At 33.7% G+C, this 14,455-nt stretch carries 18 protein-coding genes; 16 read left to right on the top strand and 2 right to left on the bottom strand.

Annotated elements, in window-relative coordinates:
* Nucleotides 1-99: 99 nt before the first annotated feature.
* The 5 genes from MHI13_RS18990 (at nucleotide 100) to MHI13_RS18970 (ending at nucleotide 4,817) form a co-directional block, all read left to right on the top strand.
* On the top strand, nucleotides 100-1,245 hold the full coding sequence (locus MHI13_RS18990) for an acyl-CoA dehydrogenase family protein (protein WP_023351291.1): 1,146 nt from the start codon (nucleotides 100-102) through the stop codon (nucleotides 1,243-1,245).
* A gap of 153 nt (nucleotides 1,246-1,398) precedes the next feature.
* Nucleotides 1,399-2,319 (top strand): ABC transporter substrate-binding protein, encoded by a 921-nt coding sequence (locus tag MHI13_RS18985; protein WP_002432640.1) that lies wholly within the window; start codon nucleotides 1,399-1,401, stop codon nucleotides 2,317-2,319.
* 124 nt (nucleotides 2,320-2,443) lie between these two features.
* On the top strand, nucleotides 2,444-3,382 hold the full coding sequence (locus tag MHI13_RS18980) for a nucleoside hydrolase (protein ID WP_193750976.1): 939 nt from the start codon (nucleotides 2,444-2,446) through the stop codon (nucleotides 3,380-3,382).
* Nucleotides 3,383-3,476: 94 nt separating this feature from the next.
* Entirely contained in the window at nucleotides 3,477-4,025 is a 549-nt protein-coding gene (locus MHI13_RS18975) for a biotin transporter BioY (RefSeq protein WP_064210193.1), read from the top strand.
* Nucleotides 4,026-4,061: 36 nt separating this feature from the next.
* On the top strand, nucleotides 4,062-4,817 hold the full coding sequence (locus tag MHI13_RS18970; protein WP_064210194.1) for a GNAT family N-acetyltransferase: 756 nt from the start codon (nucleotides 4,062-4,064) through the stop codon (nucleotides 4,815-4,817).
* 45 nt (nucleotides 4,818-4,862) lie between these two features.
* Here MHI13_RS18970 and fdhD read toward each other — a convergent pair whose 3' ends face one another.
* Nucleotides 4,863-5,651: a formate dehydrogenase accessory sulfurtransferase FdhD gene (gene fdhD / locus MHI13_RS18965; RefSeq protein ID WP_002432564.1), complete on the bottom strand. Its 789-nt coding sequence runs from the start codon at nucleotides 5,649-5,651 to the stop codon at nucleotides 4,863-4,865.
* A 216-nt stretch (nucleotides 5,652-5,867) separates the two neighbouring features.
* Here fdhD and modA point away from each other — a divergent pair, with 216 nt between their 5' ends.
* The 5 genes from modA (at nucleotide 5,868) to MHI13_RS18940 (ending at nucleotide 9,613) form a co-directional block, all read left to right on the top strand.
* Nucleotides 5,868-6,662: a molybdate ABC transporter substrate-binding protein gene (gene modA / locus MHI13_RS18960; RefSeq protein ID WP_064210195.1), complete on the top strand. Its 795-nt coding sequence runs from the start codon at nucleotides 5,868-5,870 to the stop codon at nucleotides 6,660-6,662.
* A 13-nt stretch (nucleotides 6,663-6,675) separates the two neighbouring features.
* Nucleotides 6,676-7,347, top strand: a complete 672-nt coding sequence (modB, locus tag MHI13_RS18955) for a molybdate ABC transporter permease subunit (protein ID WP_064210196.1) — start codon at nucleotides 6,676-6,678, stop codon at nucleotides 7,345-7,347.
* The gene (locus MHI13_RS18950) at nucleotides 7,348-7,959 is read left to right on the top strand and encodes an ATP-binding cassette domain-containing protein (protein ID WP_049428281.1); all 612 of its coding nucleotides are present in this window, start codon (nucleotides 7,348-7,350) and stop codon (nucleotides 7,957-7,959) included.
* Between the two features lie 113 nt (nucleotides 7,960-8,072).
* Complete coding sequence (locus tag MHI13_RS18945; RefSeq protein ID WP_064210197.1) at nucleotides 8,073-9,077, top strand: ThiF family adenylyltransferase; 1,005 nt, start codon at nucleotides 8,073-8,075, stop codon at nucleotides 9,075-9,077.
* Nucleotides 9,078-9,094: 17 nt separating this feature from the next.
* Entirely contained in the window at nucleotides 9,095-9,613 is a 519-nt protein-coding gene (locus tag MHI13_RS18940; RefSeq protein ID WP_037550012.1) for a MogA/MoaB family molybdenum cofactor biosynthesis protein, read from the top strand.
* A 93-nt stretch (nucleotides 9,614-9,706) separates the two neighbouring features.
* Here the strand turns inward: MHI13_RS18940 and moaC are convergent, their stop codons facing one another.
* Nucleotides 9,707-10,195 carry a cyclic pyranopterin monophosphate synthase MoaC gene (moaC, locus tag MHI13_RS18935; protein ID WP_047796580.1) on the bottom strand — a complete coding sequence of 163 codons (489 nt, stop codon included), beginning with the start codon at nucleotides 10,193-10,195 and terminating at the stop codon, nucleotides 9,707-9,709.
* Nucleotides 10,196-10,256: 61 nt separating this feature from the next.
* Here moaC and MHI13_RS18930 point away from each other — a divergent pair, with 61 nt between their 5' ends.
* From MHI13_RS18930 to moaA, 6 genes are read left to right on the top strand one after another with little or no spacing between them, the layout of a single operon-like run.
* A complete protein-coding gene (locus MHI13_RS18930; RefSeq protein ID WP_064210198.1) occupies nucleotides 10,257-11,516 on the top strand; it encodes a molybdopterin molybdotransferase MoeA in 1,260 nt (419 codons plus the stop codon).
* The gene (gene mobB / locus MHI13_RS18925) at nucleotides 11,513-11,992 is read left to right on the top strand and encodes a molybdopterin-guanine dinucleotide biosynthesis protein B (RefSeq protein WP_064210199.1); all 480 of its coding nucleotides are present in this window, start codon (nucleotides 11,513-11,515) and stop codon (nucleotides 11,990-11,992) included. Before MHI13_RS18930 ends, mobB begins: the two co-directional genes overlap by 4 nt.
* The gene (locus MHI13_RS18920) at nucleotides 11,992-12,444 is read left to right on the top strand and encodes a molybdenum cofactor biosynthesis protein MoaE (RefSeq protein WP_037550003.1); all 453 of its coding nucleotides are present in this window, start codon (nucleotides 11,992-11,994) and stop codon (nucleotides 12,442-12,444) included. The genes mobB and MHI13_RS18920 overlap by 1 nt, the downstream gene beginning before the upstream one ends.
* Nucleotides 12,441-12,674 (top strand): molybdopterin converting factor subunit 1, encoded by a 234-nt coding sequence (gene moaD, locus MHI13_RS18915; protein ID WP_002432537.1) that lies wholly within the window; start codon nucleotides 12,441-12,443, stop codon nucleotides 12,672-12,674. The genes MHI13_RS18920 and moaD overlap by 4 nt, the downstream gene beginning before the upstream one ends.
* Before the next feature lie 5 nt (nucleotides 12,675-12,679).
* Nucleotides 12,680-13,285, top strand: a complete 606-nt coding sequence (gene mobA / locus MHI13_RS18910) for a molybdenum cofactor guanylyltransferase MobA (RefSeq protein ID WP_064210200.1) — start codon at nucleotides 12,680-12,682, stop codon at nucleotides 13,283-13,285.
* Between the two features lie 12 nt (nucleotides 13,286-13,297).
* Entirely contained in the window at nucleotides 13,298-14,323 is a 1,026-nt protein-coding gene (moaA, locus tag MHI13_RS18905; protein WP_064210201.1) for a GTP 3',8-cyclase MoaA, read from the top strand.
* Nucleotides 14,324-14,455: the final 132 nt, after the last annotated feature.

Below are 14,455 nucleotides of genomic sequence, written 5' to 3'. Positions count from 1 at the left end.
TAATCGTGAGAAACATTTTCAGAAAAGGAGACTTTCAAATATAAAAGTCGAGTGTTAAACTAGGATTAATTAAAAGGGAATGTATTTGAGGTGAGAGAAGTGGTACAGTCGTTTCTAGTACGCACAGAAATTCAAAAAAGATGGATCGCAAAGTTTAAACAAGTGGAAGATATATTTAAACAACGAGCTGCGGAAAATGATATTCAAGGTCAATTTCCATTTGAAAATATAAAATGGTTAGTCGATGAGGGATATACTAAATTGACTTTACCTAAAGAGTACGGTGGAGAAGGTGCAACAATAGAAGATATGGTCATCTTACAAAGTTATTTAGGTGCAATAGATGGCGCAACGGCTTTATCAATTGGATGGCATCTCAGTGTGGTTGGTCAATTATATGAACAAAATATGTGGGAGCAAAGTATGCTCAATACATTTGCGAATGAGATTGTAAATGGAGCGCTAGTTAATCGTGCTGTTAGCGAAGCAGAAACCGGTAGTCCTACTAGAGGTGGGCGGCCAGGTACACATGCTGTTAAAGAAGACAATGGTTATGTGCTAAATGGAGTTAAAACATTTACCTCAATGAGTAAAGCATTAACGCATTACATTGTTGGAGCTTATGTAGAAGAGCTCGATACAGTTGGATTCTTCTTAGTACCTCGAGAATTTGATGGCGTTGAAGTTGCTGATAATTGGAATATGGTAGGAATGCGTGCCACTGAAAGTCATGACTTAGTTCTTAATGATGTTCATATACCATACGAGTATTTTGTTGAAGCTAGTCGTAAACCTCAACCGAATGGGTGGATTCTTCATATACCAAGTTGTTATTTGGGTATTGCGCAAGCTGCTCGAGATTATGCAGTTCATTTTGCGGAAAATTATAGCCCCAATAGCATTGAAGGAACAATAGCAGATTTGCCGACCGTTCAGCAGAATTTAGGTAAAATGGAAAGTTTATTGTTGTCGGCGCGCCATTTCTTATGGAGTACTGCTCAAGGTTACCAAATATATGAAGAAGATGCGCAAATTTGGAATGTAACTTCAGCTAGTAAGGTAATGGTGATGAATCAAGGAATGGAAGTCATAGATTTAGCAATGAGAATCGTTGGAGCTAAAAGTTTAGAGATGGATCGACCGTTGCAACGTTATTATAGAGATATGAGGGCTGGATTGCATAATCCTCCTATGGAAGATATGGCTTATACGAATATTGCTAAAAGTATTACAGGTAAGATGTAAGGGATGTCTTAATACAACATGTTATCGTTCTCGGATAACATGTTGTATTTTTTAATTTTTAAAAATATGAATTTAATAAACTATTGTAAAACTACAATGATTTTCGTATAATTGATAACGAAATTGATAATCGTTATCACTTAGGAGGGAACTATGAGAAAATTATTATTACCTTTAATTGTCTTAGTCCTAGTATTAGCAGCATGCGGAAACAACTCAGGAAACAGCTCAAAGGACTCAGATAAAAAGGCAGAAACTAAGTCATATAAAACAGATGATGGTAAAACAATTAAAATACCTAAAGATCCAAAACGTATTGCAGTTGTTGCACCTTCATACGCAGGTGGAATTAAAAAATTAGGTGGAAATATCGTTGCAGTAAGTAATCAAGTTGATCAAAGTCATATTTTAAAAGATAAATTTAAAGGTGTTACTAAAGTGGGAGACGACGATGTTGAAAAAGTTGCCAAGCAAAAACCAGATTTAATCATCGTTTTAGATCAAAATAAAAATATTAAAAAATATAAAAAAATTGCAGCTACTGTACCTTTCAATTACCAAAAGCATAAATACCTAGAGCAACAAGAGGAATTAGGTAAATTACTTGGTAAAGAAGACGAAGTTAAAAAATGGGAAAAACAGTGGAAAGAAAAAACAGCTAAAGACGGTAAAGAAATCAAGAACAAGATAGGTAAAGATGCTACAGTTTCAATCTTCGATGAATTTGATAAAAAATTATATACATACGGTGATAACTGGGGCCGTGGTGGCGAAGTATTATATCAAGCATTCGGATTAAAGATGTCTAAAGGTCAAAATGATTTAACTAAAAAAGCAGGTTGGGCAGAAGTAAATCAAGAGCAAATTGAGAAAGTTGCAGGGGATTATATCGTGTCAACAAGTGCCGGTAAATCTACTCCAGGTTATGAAAAAACAAATATCTGGAAAAATTTACCTGCAGTTAAAAAAGGCCACGTTGTTAAGGTAAAAGCTGAAACTTATTGGTATAATGATCCTTATACGTTAGACTTTATGCGTAAAGACTTGAAGAAAAAATTAATGGATGCAAAATAATATACAAAAAGGGAATTAACGAATATCAATTGGTTATATTGCAGGTTGCTACAATAGTGGCAACCTGTTTTTAATACACTATGAGAATTTTGATAAAATAATAATTAAGAATGGAGGAGAGATAATAATGACTAAAGTTTATTTTAACCATGATGGTGGAGTTGATGATTTAATTTCTTTATTTTTATTACTGCAAATGGAAGATGTTGAATTAATTGGTGTGAGTACTATTGGAGCGGATTGTTATCTTGAACCTTCATTGAGTGCATCAGTAAAAATTATTAATCGATTTTCTAATCAATCGATACAAGTTGCACCATCTTACGAAAGAGGTAAAAATCCATTTCCTAAAGAATGGAGAATGCACGCCTTCTTTATGGATGCATTACCAATTTTAAATGAAAGCCAAACGCCTAAACGAGCTAATGAAAGTAACTATGAAGCTTATGAAGATATAATCCAAAAAGTAAACGCAAGTACTGAAAAGGTGACATTACTCTTTACTGGTCCACTTACCGACTTAGCTAAAGCGATGCGTCATGATCAATCATTCCTATCAAATGTAGAAAAATTAGTATGGATGGGTGGAACTTTTCTAGATAAAGGCAATGTTGAAGAACCAGAACACGATGGCACTGCAGAATGGAATGCGTTCTGGGACCCTGAAGCGGTTAAAACGGTGTTCGATAGTAATCTTAAGATTGATATGGTGGCTTTAGAAAGTACAAATCAAGTTCCTTTGACATTAGATGTGCGCCAAAAATGGGCGGACGAGAGAGAATTTGTAGGGATTGATTTTTTAGGAGTAAGTTATGCTGCAGTACCACCATTAACGCATTTCGTTACAAATTCTACATACTTTTTATGGGATGTGCTAACAACTGCATATGTTGGTATGCCTAAACTAGTAAAATCAGTAAAAATGAATGTGAATGTAATAAGTCATGGGCCGAGTCAAGGAAAGACTTATAAAGATGATAACGGGCGTAAAGTGAATGTAGTTAATTATGTTGAACATAATGCATTTTTCGATTATATCTCTTATTTAGCGAAAAAAGCTTAATAAGTAGAATTAATAATTTTAGGATATGTAAACTTTTTATTTATTAAAGTTTACATTGGTGTTATAATCATTCTCATGTAAGGAGGATGAACAAGTGAGTACAAAGAATTTAGTTTTTACAGCTTTGATGACTGCCATTATTTGCATTTTAGGATTAGTACCTGGTGTGCCTTTACCGTTTATGCCGGTACCAATTGTGTTACAGAACATTGGTATCTTTTTAGCTGGGATCATATTAGGGCGTAAAATGGGCGCATTGAGTGTGATTGTCTTTTTATTATTAGCTGCCACAGGTTTACCAGTTTTATCCGGAGGACGTGGAGGAATAGGTGTATTTGTTGGCCCATCAGCAGGATTCCTATTTTTATATCCATTTATAGCTTACTTTATTGGATTAATTAGAGACCGTTATTATGGGAAAATTAATTTCCTTATACTCTTCGTCACTACATTAATTATCGGGGTTCTAGCATTAGATATCATCGGTACTATCATTATGGGATTCATTATACATATATCGATTTCTAAGGCATTTTTACTATCATTTACTTTTATGCCTGGAGATATTATTAAAGCTATTATATCTAGCTTGATTGGTGCGACCATCTTAAATCACACTCGTTTTAAAAGTTTGATACAATAACATTAATATATATCAAACTTTGCGAGGTAGAAATCTATGACTCACATCACGTTAAATGATATCTATGTCGATGGTGTGAAATATTCAGAAGACAACCGTAAAATCATTTACTTAACGCCGGGACATCCACTTAAATTTGATAGTAATACATGGATCTATAAAAAAATGCCCACAATAAGTCAATGGACTGAAGATTTGAAAGAGCAACAGGGGTATCATCTTAACCAAGGTTCAAATCATTTGTCGTTTTATTTTCCTGAAAATGAAGTTCTTAGTAAACAATGGTTAGATATTATTAGACAACAAGGTTTTGAACTAGGTATTTTGGAATTGTATGCAATAGAGGCTAATGAACTAAGGCAATTGCCTCAAAATAATCAAGTGATAATACAGCAAGTGACAGAGCAAAACATTGATGATTATGTATATATTCATAACTACTTTGCTCTACCTTTTGGAGAACAGTATGCCAAAGAAAGTGCAAAGCAAATCAAGGAATGCTTCTTGTCAGATGGAAAAAATAGGTTAATTGCGTACTTAGGAAAAAAGCCTGTTGGAATTGTTGATTTAATTATTACATCACATACGGTGGAAATAGATGGATTAGGTGTGATGGAGCAATACAGACATAAAGCTATTGGTTCATCAATTCAATCGCACGTCGGTAAATTAGCTAAAACCAAGCCAGTAATTCTTGTCGCAGATGGTGAAGATACAGCTAAGGATATGTACATAAAGCAAGGTTATACATATTTGGGTTTTAGGTATCAAATTTTAAAAGAAAACATCTAATAAAAAGGCTAGTGAATTTAGGAAAAACAAATTTCCTATATTTCACTAGCCTTTTATACGTTCTGGATGGCTATAAATATTAAAGTTACCATCTCTAATAAATCCAATTGCTGTAATGTTTAAGTCTTTCGCTAATTGCACAGCTAATGTTGTTGGGGCTGATTTAGAAAGTATCACACCTACGCCAATTTTTGCTGCTTTAATTAATATTTCAGAAGAAATACGACCGCTAAATATTAACACCTTATCTCTTACCGAAATATGTCTTTGTATACAATAACCATATAACTTATCAAGTGCATTATGACGTCCAATATCTTGTCTATGTTCAAAAAAGGTATTACCATCACTAATTGCTGCGTTGTGTAAGCCGCCGGTTTGTTTGAATATTACACTAGCACTTTGAAGTTGAGTCATCATCCTTAAAATCTGTTGAGGATGTAATTCGATTTTAGACATCGAAGTTTTAGCAATGGCGGCATCATTATGAAAGTAAAACTCACGACTTTTCCCACAACATGAAGCAATCATACGTTTCGTAGAATATTCAAAACGATCTCCCAATGATTTAGTTAATTCTACATGAGCAAAGCCTTTACTATCATCAATTTGAATTGATTTTAATTCGTCTCTCTTTAGTATGGCTCCCTCCGAAGCGAGAAATCCTAGTACAAGTTCTTCCATATTGGTTGGGCTACAAATAATAGTAGCAAATTCTTCGCCGTTAACCATGATAGTTAAAGGGAATTCTGTAACATAAAAGTCTTCGGTTTCAAATAATTGCCCGTTTTCATATCTTATAATTGATTGATTACTCGAAACATCATTATTCATCTTGTTTTGCTCCCCATTTTAGTCATAATACAATCATAATGCTAAATATTAAAAATTTAAATGCTTTTGTTTATGTAAACTTTTTAATAATTAATGTAAGAGCTATAAAAGAAAATGCTCATTCAAATGTTCTATTAATTGTAATTATTTTTCAAAAAAGGACTTTTCAAGATTCTTCTTCAGAGTATAATGTAAATAGAGTGGAGGGATTAGTTTATGAAAATAAAACATTTTTTAGTTGCTATGTTAGTTCTGTGTCTAGTGTTAGCAGGATGTTCGAACTCTAGCAATAGTAGTAAAAATAGTGATAAAAAAGATGAAAGCTCGTCTGATAATAGTAAAAAGCAAGAATTACAAATCTCTGCTGCAGCGAGTTTAACTGATGTTAGTAAAGCACTTGCGAAAGAATTTAAAAAGGATCACAAAAACGCTGATATTAAATTTAATTATGGTGGTTCTGGTGCGTTAAGACAACAAATTGAAACAGGTGCTCCTGTTGATGTATTTATGTCTGCAAACACTAAAGATGTGGATCAATTAAAAGACAAGAAGAAAGCTCATGATACGTATAATTACGCTAAAAATAAACTTGTATTAATTGGTGACAAGGATGAGAATTATAAATCAGTTAAAGATTTAAAAGATGGTGATAAACTTGCTTTAGGTGAAGTGAAAACTGTACCAGCAGGTAAGTACGCTAAACAATATTTAGAAGATAATAATTTATATAATTCAGTAAAAGATAAAATTATTAATGCCAAAGACGTTAAACAAGTATTGAATTATGTTGAAAAAGGTAATGCACAAGAAGGTTTTGTATATAAAACTGACTTATACAATCAAAAGAAAAAGACTGATAAAGTAAAAGAGATTGAACAAGTTAAATTAAGTAAACCAATCACTTATAAAGCTGGTGCAACTTCTGAGAAGAAACTAGCTAAAGAATGGATGAAATTCTTAAAATCTGATAAAGCTAAAAAAATTCTCAAAGAATACCAATTCTCGGCTTAAGGAGTTTTAAACTATGCCTGATTTAACATCATTTTGGATATCATTACGTGTCGCGATTACAAGTACAATTATTGTAACAATTTTAGGAATATTTGTTTCCAAATGGTTATTTAACAAAAAAGGGCATTGGGTAAAAATCCTTGAAAGTTTTATAATATTACCAATAGTACTTCCACCTACAGTACTTGGTTTTATATTATTAATAGTTTTTTCAACAAAAGGACCTATAGGTCAGTTCTTTACCAATATTCTACACTTACCAGTAGTTTTTACTTTGACAGGTGCAGTACTTGCATCTGTCATTGTTAGTTTTCCTCTAATGTATCAACATACAATTGGTGGATTTAGAATGATAGATAAGAAAATGCTAAATACTGCGCGTACAATGGGTGCAAGCGAAACTAAAATATTTTTCAAATTGATATTACCTTTATCCAAACGTTCTATATTAGCAGGCATTATGATGAGCTTTGCTCGCGCGATTGGTGAGTTCGGTGCAACGTTAATGGTGGCTGGATATATTCCTAATAAGACAAATACGTTGCCGCTTGAAATTTATTTCTTAGTTGAACAAGGTAAGGAAAATGAAGCTTGGCTATGGGTACTCGTTCTAGTCGCCTTTTCTGTAGTCGTTATTACTACGATTAATTTAATCAATCATGATAAATATAGGGAGGTCGATTAGATGTTGAAGATTCAATTAGAATACTTATTAAAGGATATCAATATCCGTGTCGACATTAATGATGAAATCCCTAAAATATATGCCATTCGAGGTCCGTCGGGAATAGGTAAAACTACTGTACTAAATATCATAGCTGGTTTAAAGAAAGCTGACCGAGCACTAATTAAAGTGAATAATCGTATCTTGACTGATACGGAAAATAAAATTAATGTCAAAATTCAACAACGCAATGTTGGATATCTATTTCAAGATTATCAGCTTTTTCCAAATATGAACGTGTATAAAAATATCACTTTTATGACTGAACCATCTGAGCATATAAATAATTTAATTCAGACACTAAACATTTCTCACTTAGTTACTCAATATCCAATGACTTTATCTGGTGGAGAAGCGCAACGTGTTGCATTAGCACGTTCATTAAGTACGAAGCCTGATTTGATATTACTTGATGAGCCTTTCTCAAGTTTAGATGATGCGACGAAGGATGAGAGTATTGCACTAGTGCAAAAGATATTTGATGAGTGGAAGATACCTATTATTTTTGTTACACATTCAAATTATGAAGCTAAGAAGATGGCACACGAAATTGTAAATATTGGCAACGAATAAATGAACATTAGCACCTCTTTCTGTAATGGGAGAGGTGTTTGTGTGTATAAATTTTGTTACTTATAAAAATAGACATTATAATAGAAACAAATATTGATGAGAGGATAACCAATATGAATCAAGAACGTTATTCTAGGCAAATGTTATTTAAACATATTGGGCAAGAAGGACAAAGAAAGATTGAAAATCAACATGGCCTTATTATTGGAATGGGCGCATTGGGTACGCACTTGGCAGAAGGGTTAGTTAGAGCAGGCATTGGTAAATTAACTATAGTTGATAGAGATTACATTGAATATAGTAACTTGCAAAGACAAACACTTTACACAGAAAATGATGCACATGAAGCATTACCTAAAGTGATAGCTGCAAAGAACAGGCTAATTCAAATACGTAATGATGTCGTTATTGAGGCATGGATAGAACATGTGGATTATCCTTTTTTAGAACAACATGGTAAAGAAGTAGATTTAATATTTGATGCGACTGATAATTTCGATACAAGACAATTAATCAATGATTTCGCTTATAAGCATCATATTCCTTGGATATATGGTGGAGTAGTTCAAAGTACTTACGCCGAGGCTACATTTATCCCAGAACAAACACCTTGTTTTAATTGTCTTATGCCTCAATTGCCTTCAGTAAATTTAACATGTGATACTGTAGGCGTGATTCAACCTGCGGTGACTATGACTACAAGTCTTCAATTAAAAGACGCATTAAAGTTGCTAACAGGTCATGATATTAAGCCTCAGTTGACTTATGGAGATATATGGGAAGGTGATCATTATAGGATTGGGTTTAGTAAAATGCATCAAGATCAATGCCCGACATGCGGTAGTCGCCCTCATTTTCCATATTTAAATCAGGAACGCCAAAATTATGCCACACTTTGTGGGCGAGATACAGTACAGTATAAGAATAAAAATATTTCTCAGGAAATACTTACTACCTTTCTAGAACAGCATCATATACATTATCGCACGAATCATTATATGACTATTTTTAAATTTAGGGGTCATCGTATTGTTGCATTCAATGGGGGTAGGTTCCTTATTCACAATATGACTCAACCTCAACAAGCGATACAATTAATTAATCAATTGTTTGGATAATAAAGGAGTGAATTATCATGAACAATCATCAACATGAACATGTTCAATTAGAAAGAAATATTAATGTAGCAATACTAACTGTTTCTGACACAAGGGATTTCGATAGTGATAAAGGCGGGCAATTAGTTCAATCACTTCTAAAAGAGATTAATGTAAGTATAGAAGAACACCATTATAAGATTGTTAAAGATGATAAAAATGCAATTACATTACAGATAAAACAATGGTTAGAAGACAATGAAAATATAGATGTCATTATTACAACAGGTGGTACTGGTATTTCTCAAAGAGATGTTACGATTGAAGCGGTAAGACCACTATTAACTAAAGAAATAGAAGGATTTGGAGAATTATTTCGTTATTTAAGTTACACAGAGGATGTGGGTACACGCGCATTATTATCACGCGCTATTGGAGGCACAGCAAAAGATAAATTAATCTTTGCTTTACCTGGATCAACTGGGGCAGTCAAACTTGCAATTGAAAAACTAATTAAACCTGAATTAAATCACCTTGTTCATGAATTAACGAAATAATAGTGAATAAAGATTTAGGGATAGCAGGTAAACTACATTGATTTACATTACCATCCCTTATTTCAATCAACAATCAAGACATGAATGTATTTCTCATACTTTTCTTTGATAGTCACCAGACTTACCACCGGACTTAGATTCTAAATAGGTTTGACCAATGACCATCCCTTTATCGACTGCTTTAGTCATATCATAAACAGTTAAAGCTGTTGCTGATGCGGCAGTGAGTGCTTCCATTTCAACGCCCGTTTTACCAGTTGTTGAAACAATTGCAGTGATATTCAATATATAATGAGGTGTTTGAGATGTATCCCATTCAAAATTGACATCTATACCTGTTAGAGGTAAAGGATGGCACATAGGTATAATTGTAGATGTGTTTTTAGCAGCCATAATTCCTGCTATTTGTGCAGTATTGAGTACATTACCTTTTTTATTAGTATTATCGATAATTTGCCTATAAATCGTTTCATTTACAGTAATACTTGAATGGGCACATGCTTGACGTTTAGTTACTTCTTTGTCAGAAACATCAACCATCTTAGCGTTCCCTTGTTCGTTTATATGTGTAAAGTTATTCATACTATTCCTCCTAGCAGGATTTAGTATATCATGAAAATAATTTATTTTTGGAGATGAAAATATGCCAGTTGAAAAAAGAAATCCTATTCCAGTAAAAGAAGCGATTTCTCGCATAATGAAACAAAATGTGTCGATTCGTACTACGAAAGTGGATTTAGATGAAAGTTTGGGGCATGTTCTTGCAGAAGATATTGTTGCAACGTATGATATTCCACGTTTTAATAAGTCACCATATGATGGGTTCGCCATACGTAGTGAAGATTCTAAAGATGCTAGCGGTGAACATCGCATTGAATTTGAGGTTATCGATCATATAGGAGCGGGTTCAGTCTCAACTAAGACTTTAGGGAAAAATCAAGCGGTTCGTATTATGACTGGTGCGCAAATACCAGAGGGTGCTGATGCAGTTGTGATGTTTGAACAAACTATTGAATCTGAATCAACTTTTACTATACGTAAGCCGTTTGATCATCTTGAAAATATATCACTAAAAGGCGAAGAAACGACAACTGGAGATATCGTACTTAAAAAAGGACAACATATTAATCCTGGTGCGATTGCAGTATTAGCAACGTATGGCTATACACAAGTTCCTGTAACGATTAAACCAAGCGTAGCAATTATAGCGACAGGTAGTGAGTTGTTAGATGTAGAAGATGAATTAGAACCTGGTAAGATTAGAAATTCAAACGGACCTATGATTAAAGCGTTAGCTGAAAAAATTGGTTTAGAAGTAGGCACATATCAATTACAACAGGATAATCTGGAAAGTAGCATTCAAGTAGTTAAAGATGCTTTATCTCAACATGATATCGTAATTACTACAGGTGGTGTGTCAGTAGGTGATTTCGATTATCTACCAGAAATATATAAAGCGATAGATGCAAATGTCTTATTTAATAAGGTTGCTCAAAGACCAGGAAGTGTTACAACAGTCGCATTTAGTAATGGACAATATTTATTTGGTTTATCTGGGAATCCTTCAGCTTGTTTTACTGGCTTTGAATTATACGTTAAACCAGCTGTTAATAAATTGATAGGCGCAAGTGAGTGTTATCCTCAAATAATCAAAGCGACACTTATGGAAGATTTTACTAAGCCTAATCCTTTTACTCGTTTTATCAGAGCTAAAGCGACTTTAACACATTCAGGTACTACAGTTGTCCCTTCAGGTTTTAATAAATCAGGTGCTGTTGTAGCGATTGCACATGCCAATGCGATGATTATGTTACCTAGTGGAACACGAGGATTCAAAGCAGGGCACACGGTGGATGTAATACTTACAGAATCTAATGCGTTTGAAGAGGAATTGTTGTTGTGATTATACAAATTGTAGGATATAAAGATTCAGGAAAGACAACTTTAATGGCACATGCGGTTTCATTTCTAAAAGAAAAAGGATTTACTGTAGCGACAATTAAACATCATGGCCATTTGGGTAATGATATTACACTTCAAAATGATGATGTTGATCACATGAAACATTTTAATGCAGGCGCTGATCAAAGCATTGTACAAGGTGAAACATTTCAACAAACAGTAACACGTATAAGTAAACAGAATCTTACTGATATTATTAAAGAATCTGTTACAATTGATTGTAATATCATCTTGGTAGAAGGTTTTAAAGAAGAACCGTTCAAAAAAGTTGTTGTACATAGAGATGATAGCGACTTAGAAATGTTATCTAAACTAACCAATGTATGTTTCACTATCAATTTGAACGAATCAAATGTTTATGAAAAATTTGAGATTGCATTGTTAGAATTGATTAAGATAGAAGGATTGAAAAATTAATGAAGCAATTTGAAATCGTGACTGAACCGATTCAAACTGAGCTATACAGAGATTACACACTTAATGAACATCAAGGTGCAGTTGTGGTTTTTACTGGTCATGTTAGAGAATGGACAAAGGGAGTTCGAACAGAATATCTAGAATATGAAGCTTATACTCCTATGGCAGAGAAGAAACTAGCCCAAATTGGCGATGAAATTAAGCAACGTTGGCCCGGCACGATAACTACAATTGTGCATCGTATCGGACCGTTACAAATTTCTGATATCGCAGTGCTTATAGCGGTATCTTCACCACATAGAAAAGATGCTTATCAAGCAAATGAGTATGCAATTGAACGCATAAAAGAAATTGTTCCTATATGGAAAAAAGAAATTTGGGAAGATGGTGAAGAGTGGCAAGGCCACCAAAAGGGTACCCATCAAGAAGCGAAGAGGGGGAGAACATTATGAAAGTACTTTACTTCGCAGAATTGAAAGAAATTTTGAATCAATCATCTGAAGAGATAGATACTCAAAAAACGATGACAGTTCAAGAATTTGAAGCATATCTGTTTGAACAACATCCGGAAATTGAAAGTAAAAAATTTCAAGTCGCAGTGAATGAGGAGTTTGTCAGAAAAGATGATATTGTACAACCTCAAGATACTGTAGCACTTATTCCACCAGTTAGTGGAGGTTAAGTTTAGTGAAAGCAATTATATTAGCAGGTGGTCATTCTGAACGCTTTGGTAAACCTAAAGCATTTGCAGAAATAGAAGGGCAACCATTTTATAAAAAAATCATAAACACTTTGACTTCAACAAATATGTTTAATGAGGTTATTATTAGCACCAATGAACAATTAGCGCCTTTATTTGAACATCAAAATGTTGTTATTGACGATAATAATAGTAGAAATAAGGGTCCATTAGCAGGAATTTATTCAGTAATGAAACAATATTCAGATGAGGAATTATTCTTTGTAGTTTCAGTTGATACACCTATGATTACAAGTAAAGCTATTAGTGGATTATATCAGTTTATGATTTCTCATCTCATTGAGGATCACTTAGATATTGCGGCTTTTAAAGATGCAGAAACAAAAATACCCACGATTGCCTTTTATAGTCCGCATGCATTGAAAACGATAGAGGCAGCTTTGCAATCAGATGACTATAGTTTGCGACATGTGTACAATCAATTATCCACTGACTGGTTAGACGTTTCTGAAATTCATTCTCCTCATTATTGGTACGACAATATTAACTATCAGCAAGACTTGGACTCTCTAAAAACGAAGATAAGAAATTAAGGAGGCCCAAATATGGTAGTAGAGCAAATTAAAGATAAATTAGGCCGACCTATACGTGATTTAAGGTTATCTGTCACAGATAGATGTAACTTTAGGTGTGATTACTGTATGCCTAAAGAGATATTTGGAGATGATTTTGTCTTTTTACCTAAAGAAGAGCTACTAACTTTTGAAGAAATGACTCGTATCTCACGTATTTATGCTGAATTAGGTGTCAAAAAGATTAGAATCACTGGAGGCGAACCTTTATTACGTCGTAATTTATATGAATTGATTGAACAGCTTAATGAGATTGAGGGTATTGAGGATATTGGCTTAACGACAAATGGCTTGCTTTTAAAGAAACATGGCCAAAATCTCTATGATGCAGGACTTCGACGGATTAATGTAAGTTTAGATGCGATTGACGATGAGGTTTTCCAAGCAATTAATAACCGTAATATTAAAGCTTCTACTATTTTAGAACAAATAGACTATGCAGTTTCAATCGGATTTCACGTTAAAGTGAATGTCGTCATACAAAAAGGTGTGAATGATGACCAAATCATACCAATGATAGACTATTTTAAAGATAAGCAGATTGAAATTCGATTTATAGAATTTATGGATGTTGGTAACGACAATGGTTGGGATTTTAGTAAAGTTGTTACCAAAGATGAAATGCTAAATATGATTGAAGAACATTTTAATATTGAGCCACTAGAACCTAAATATTTTGGAGAAGTGGCTAAATATTATAGGCATAATGATAACGGAGCGAAGTTTGGTTTGATAACTAGTGTGTCTCAATCATTCTGTTCTACATGTACTCGAGCACGACTCTCATCAGATGGTAAATTTTACGGATGTTTATTTGCTACTGTGGATGGATTTAACGTTAAAGCATTCATGAGATCTGGAGCAACAGATGAAGAATTAAAAGAACAATTCAAAGCGCTGTGGCATATTCGAGATGACCGATATTCTGATGAACGAACAGAACAAACTGTTGCTAATCGCAAACGTAAAAAAATAAATATGAATTATATCGGAGGATAGTAGCCAGACCAACAGAGTATTTCATAGACAACTGTATCTAGTCAAAGAAGATTGGAATTCCTTATTAACTCCTCATTTTGTGTCGCCAAACTTTTTAGAGTCTGGCGATTTTCGCTTTATAGCTTCAAATTA

This window comes from Staphylococcus sp. FSL K6-0223 (genome assembly GCF_038008285.1).
Note: the sequence above shows the minus strand (reverse complement) of the source record. Positions and strands in the feature narration are given on the sequence as shown.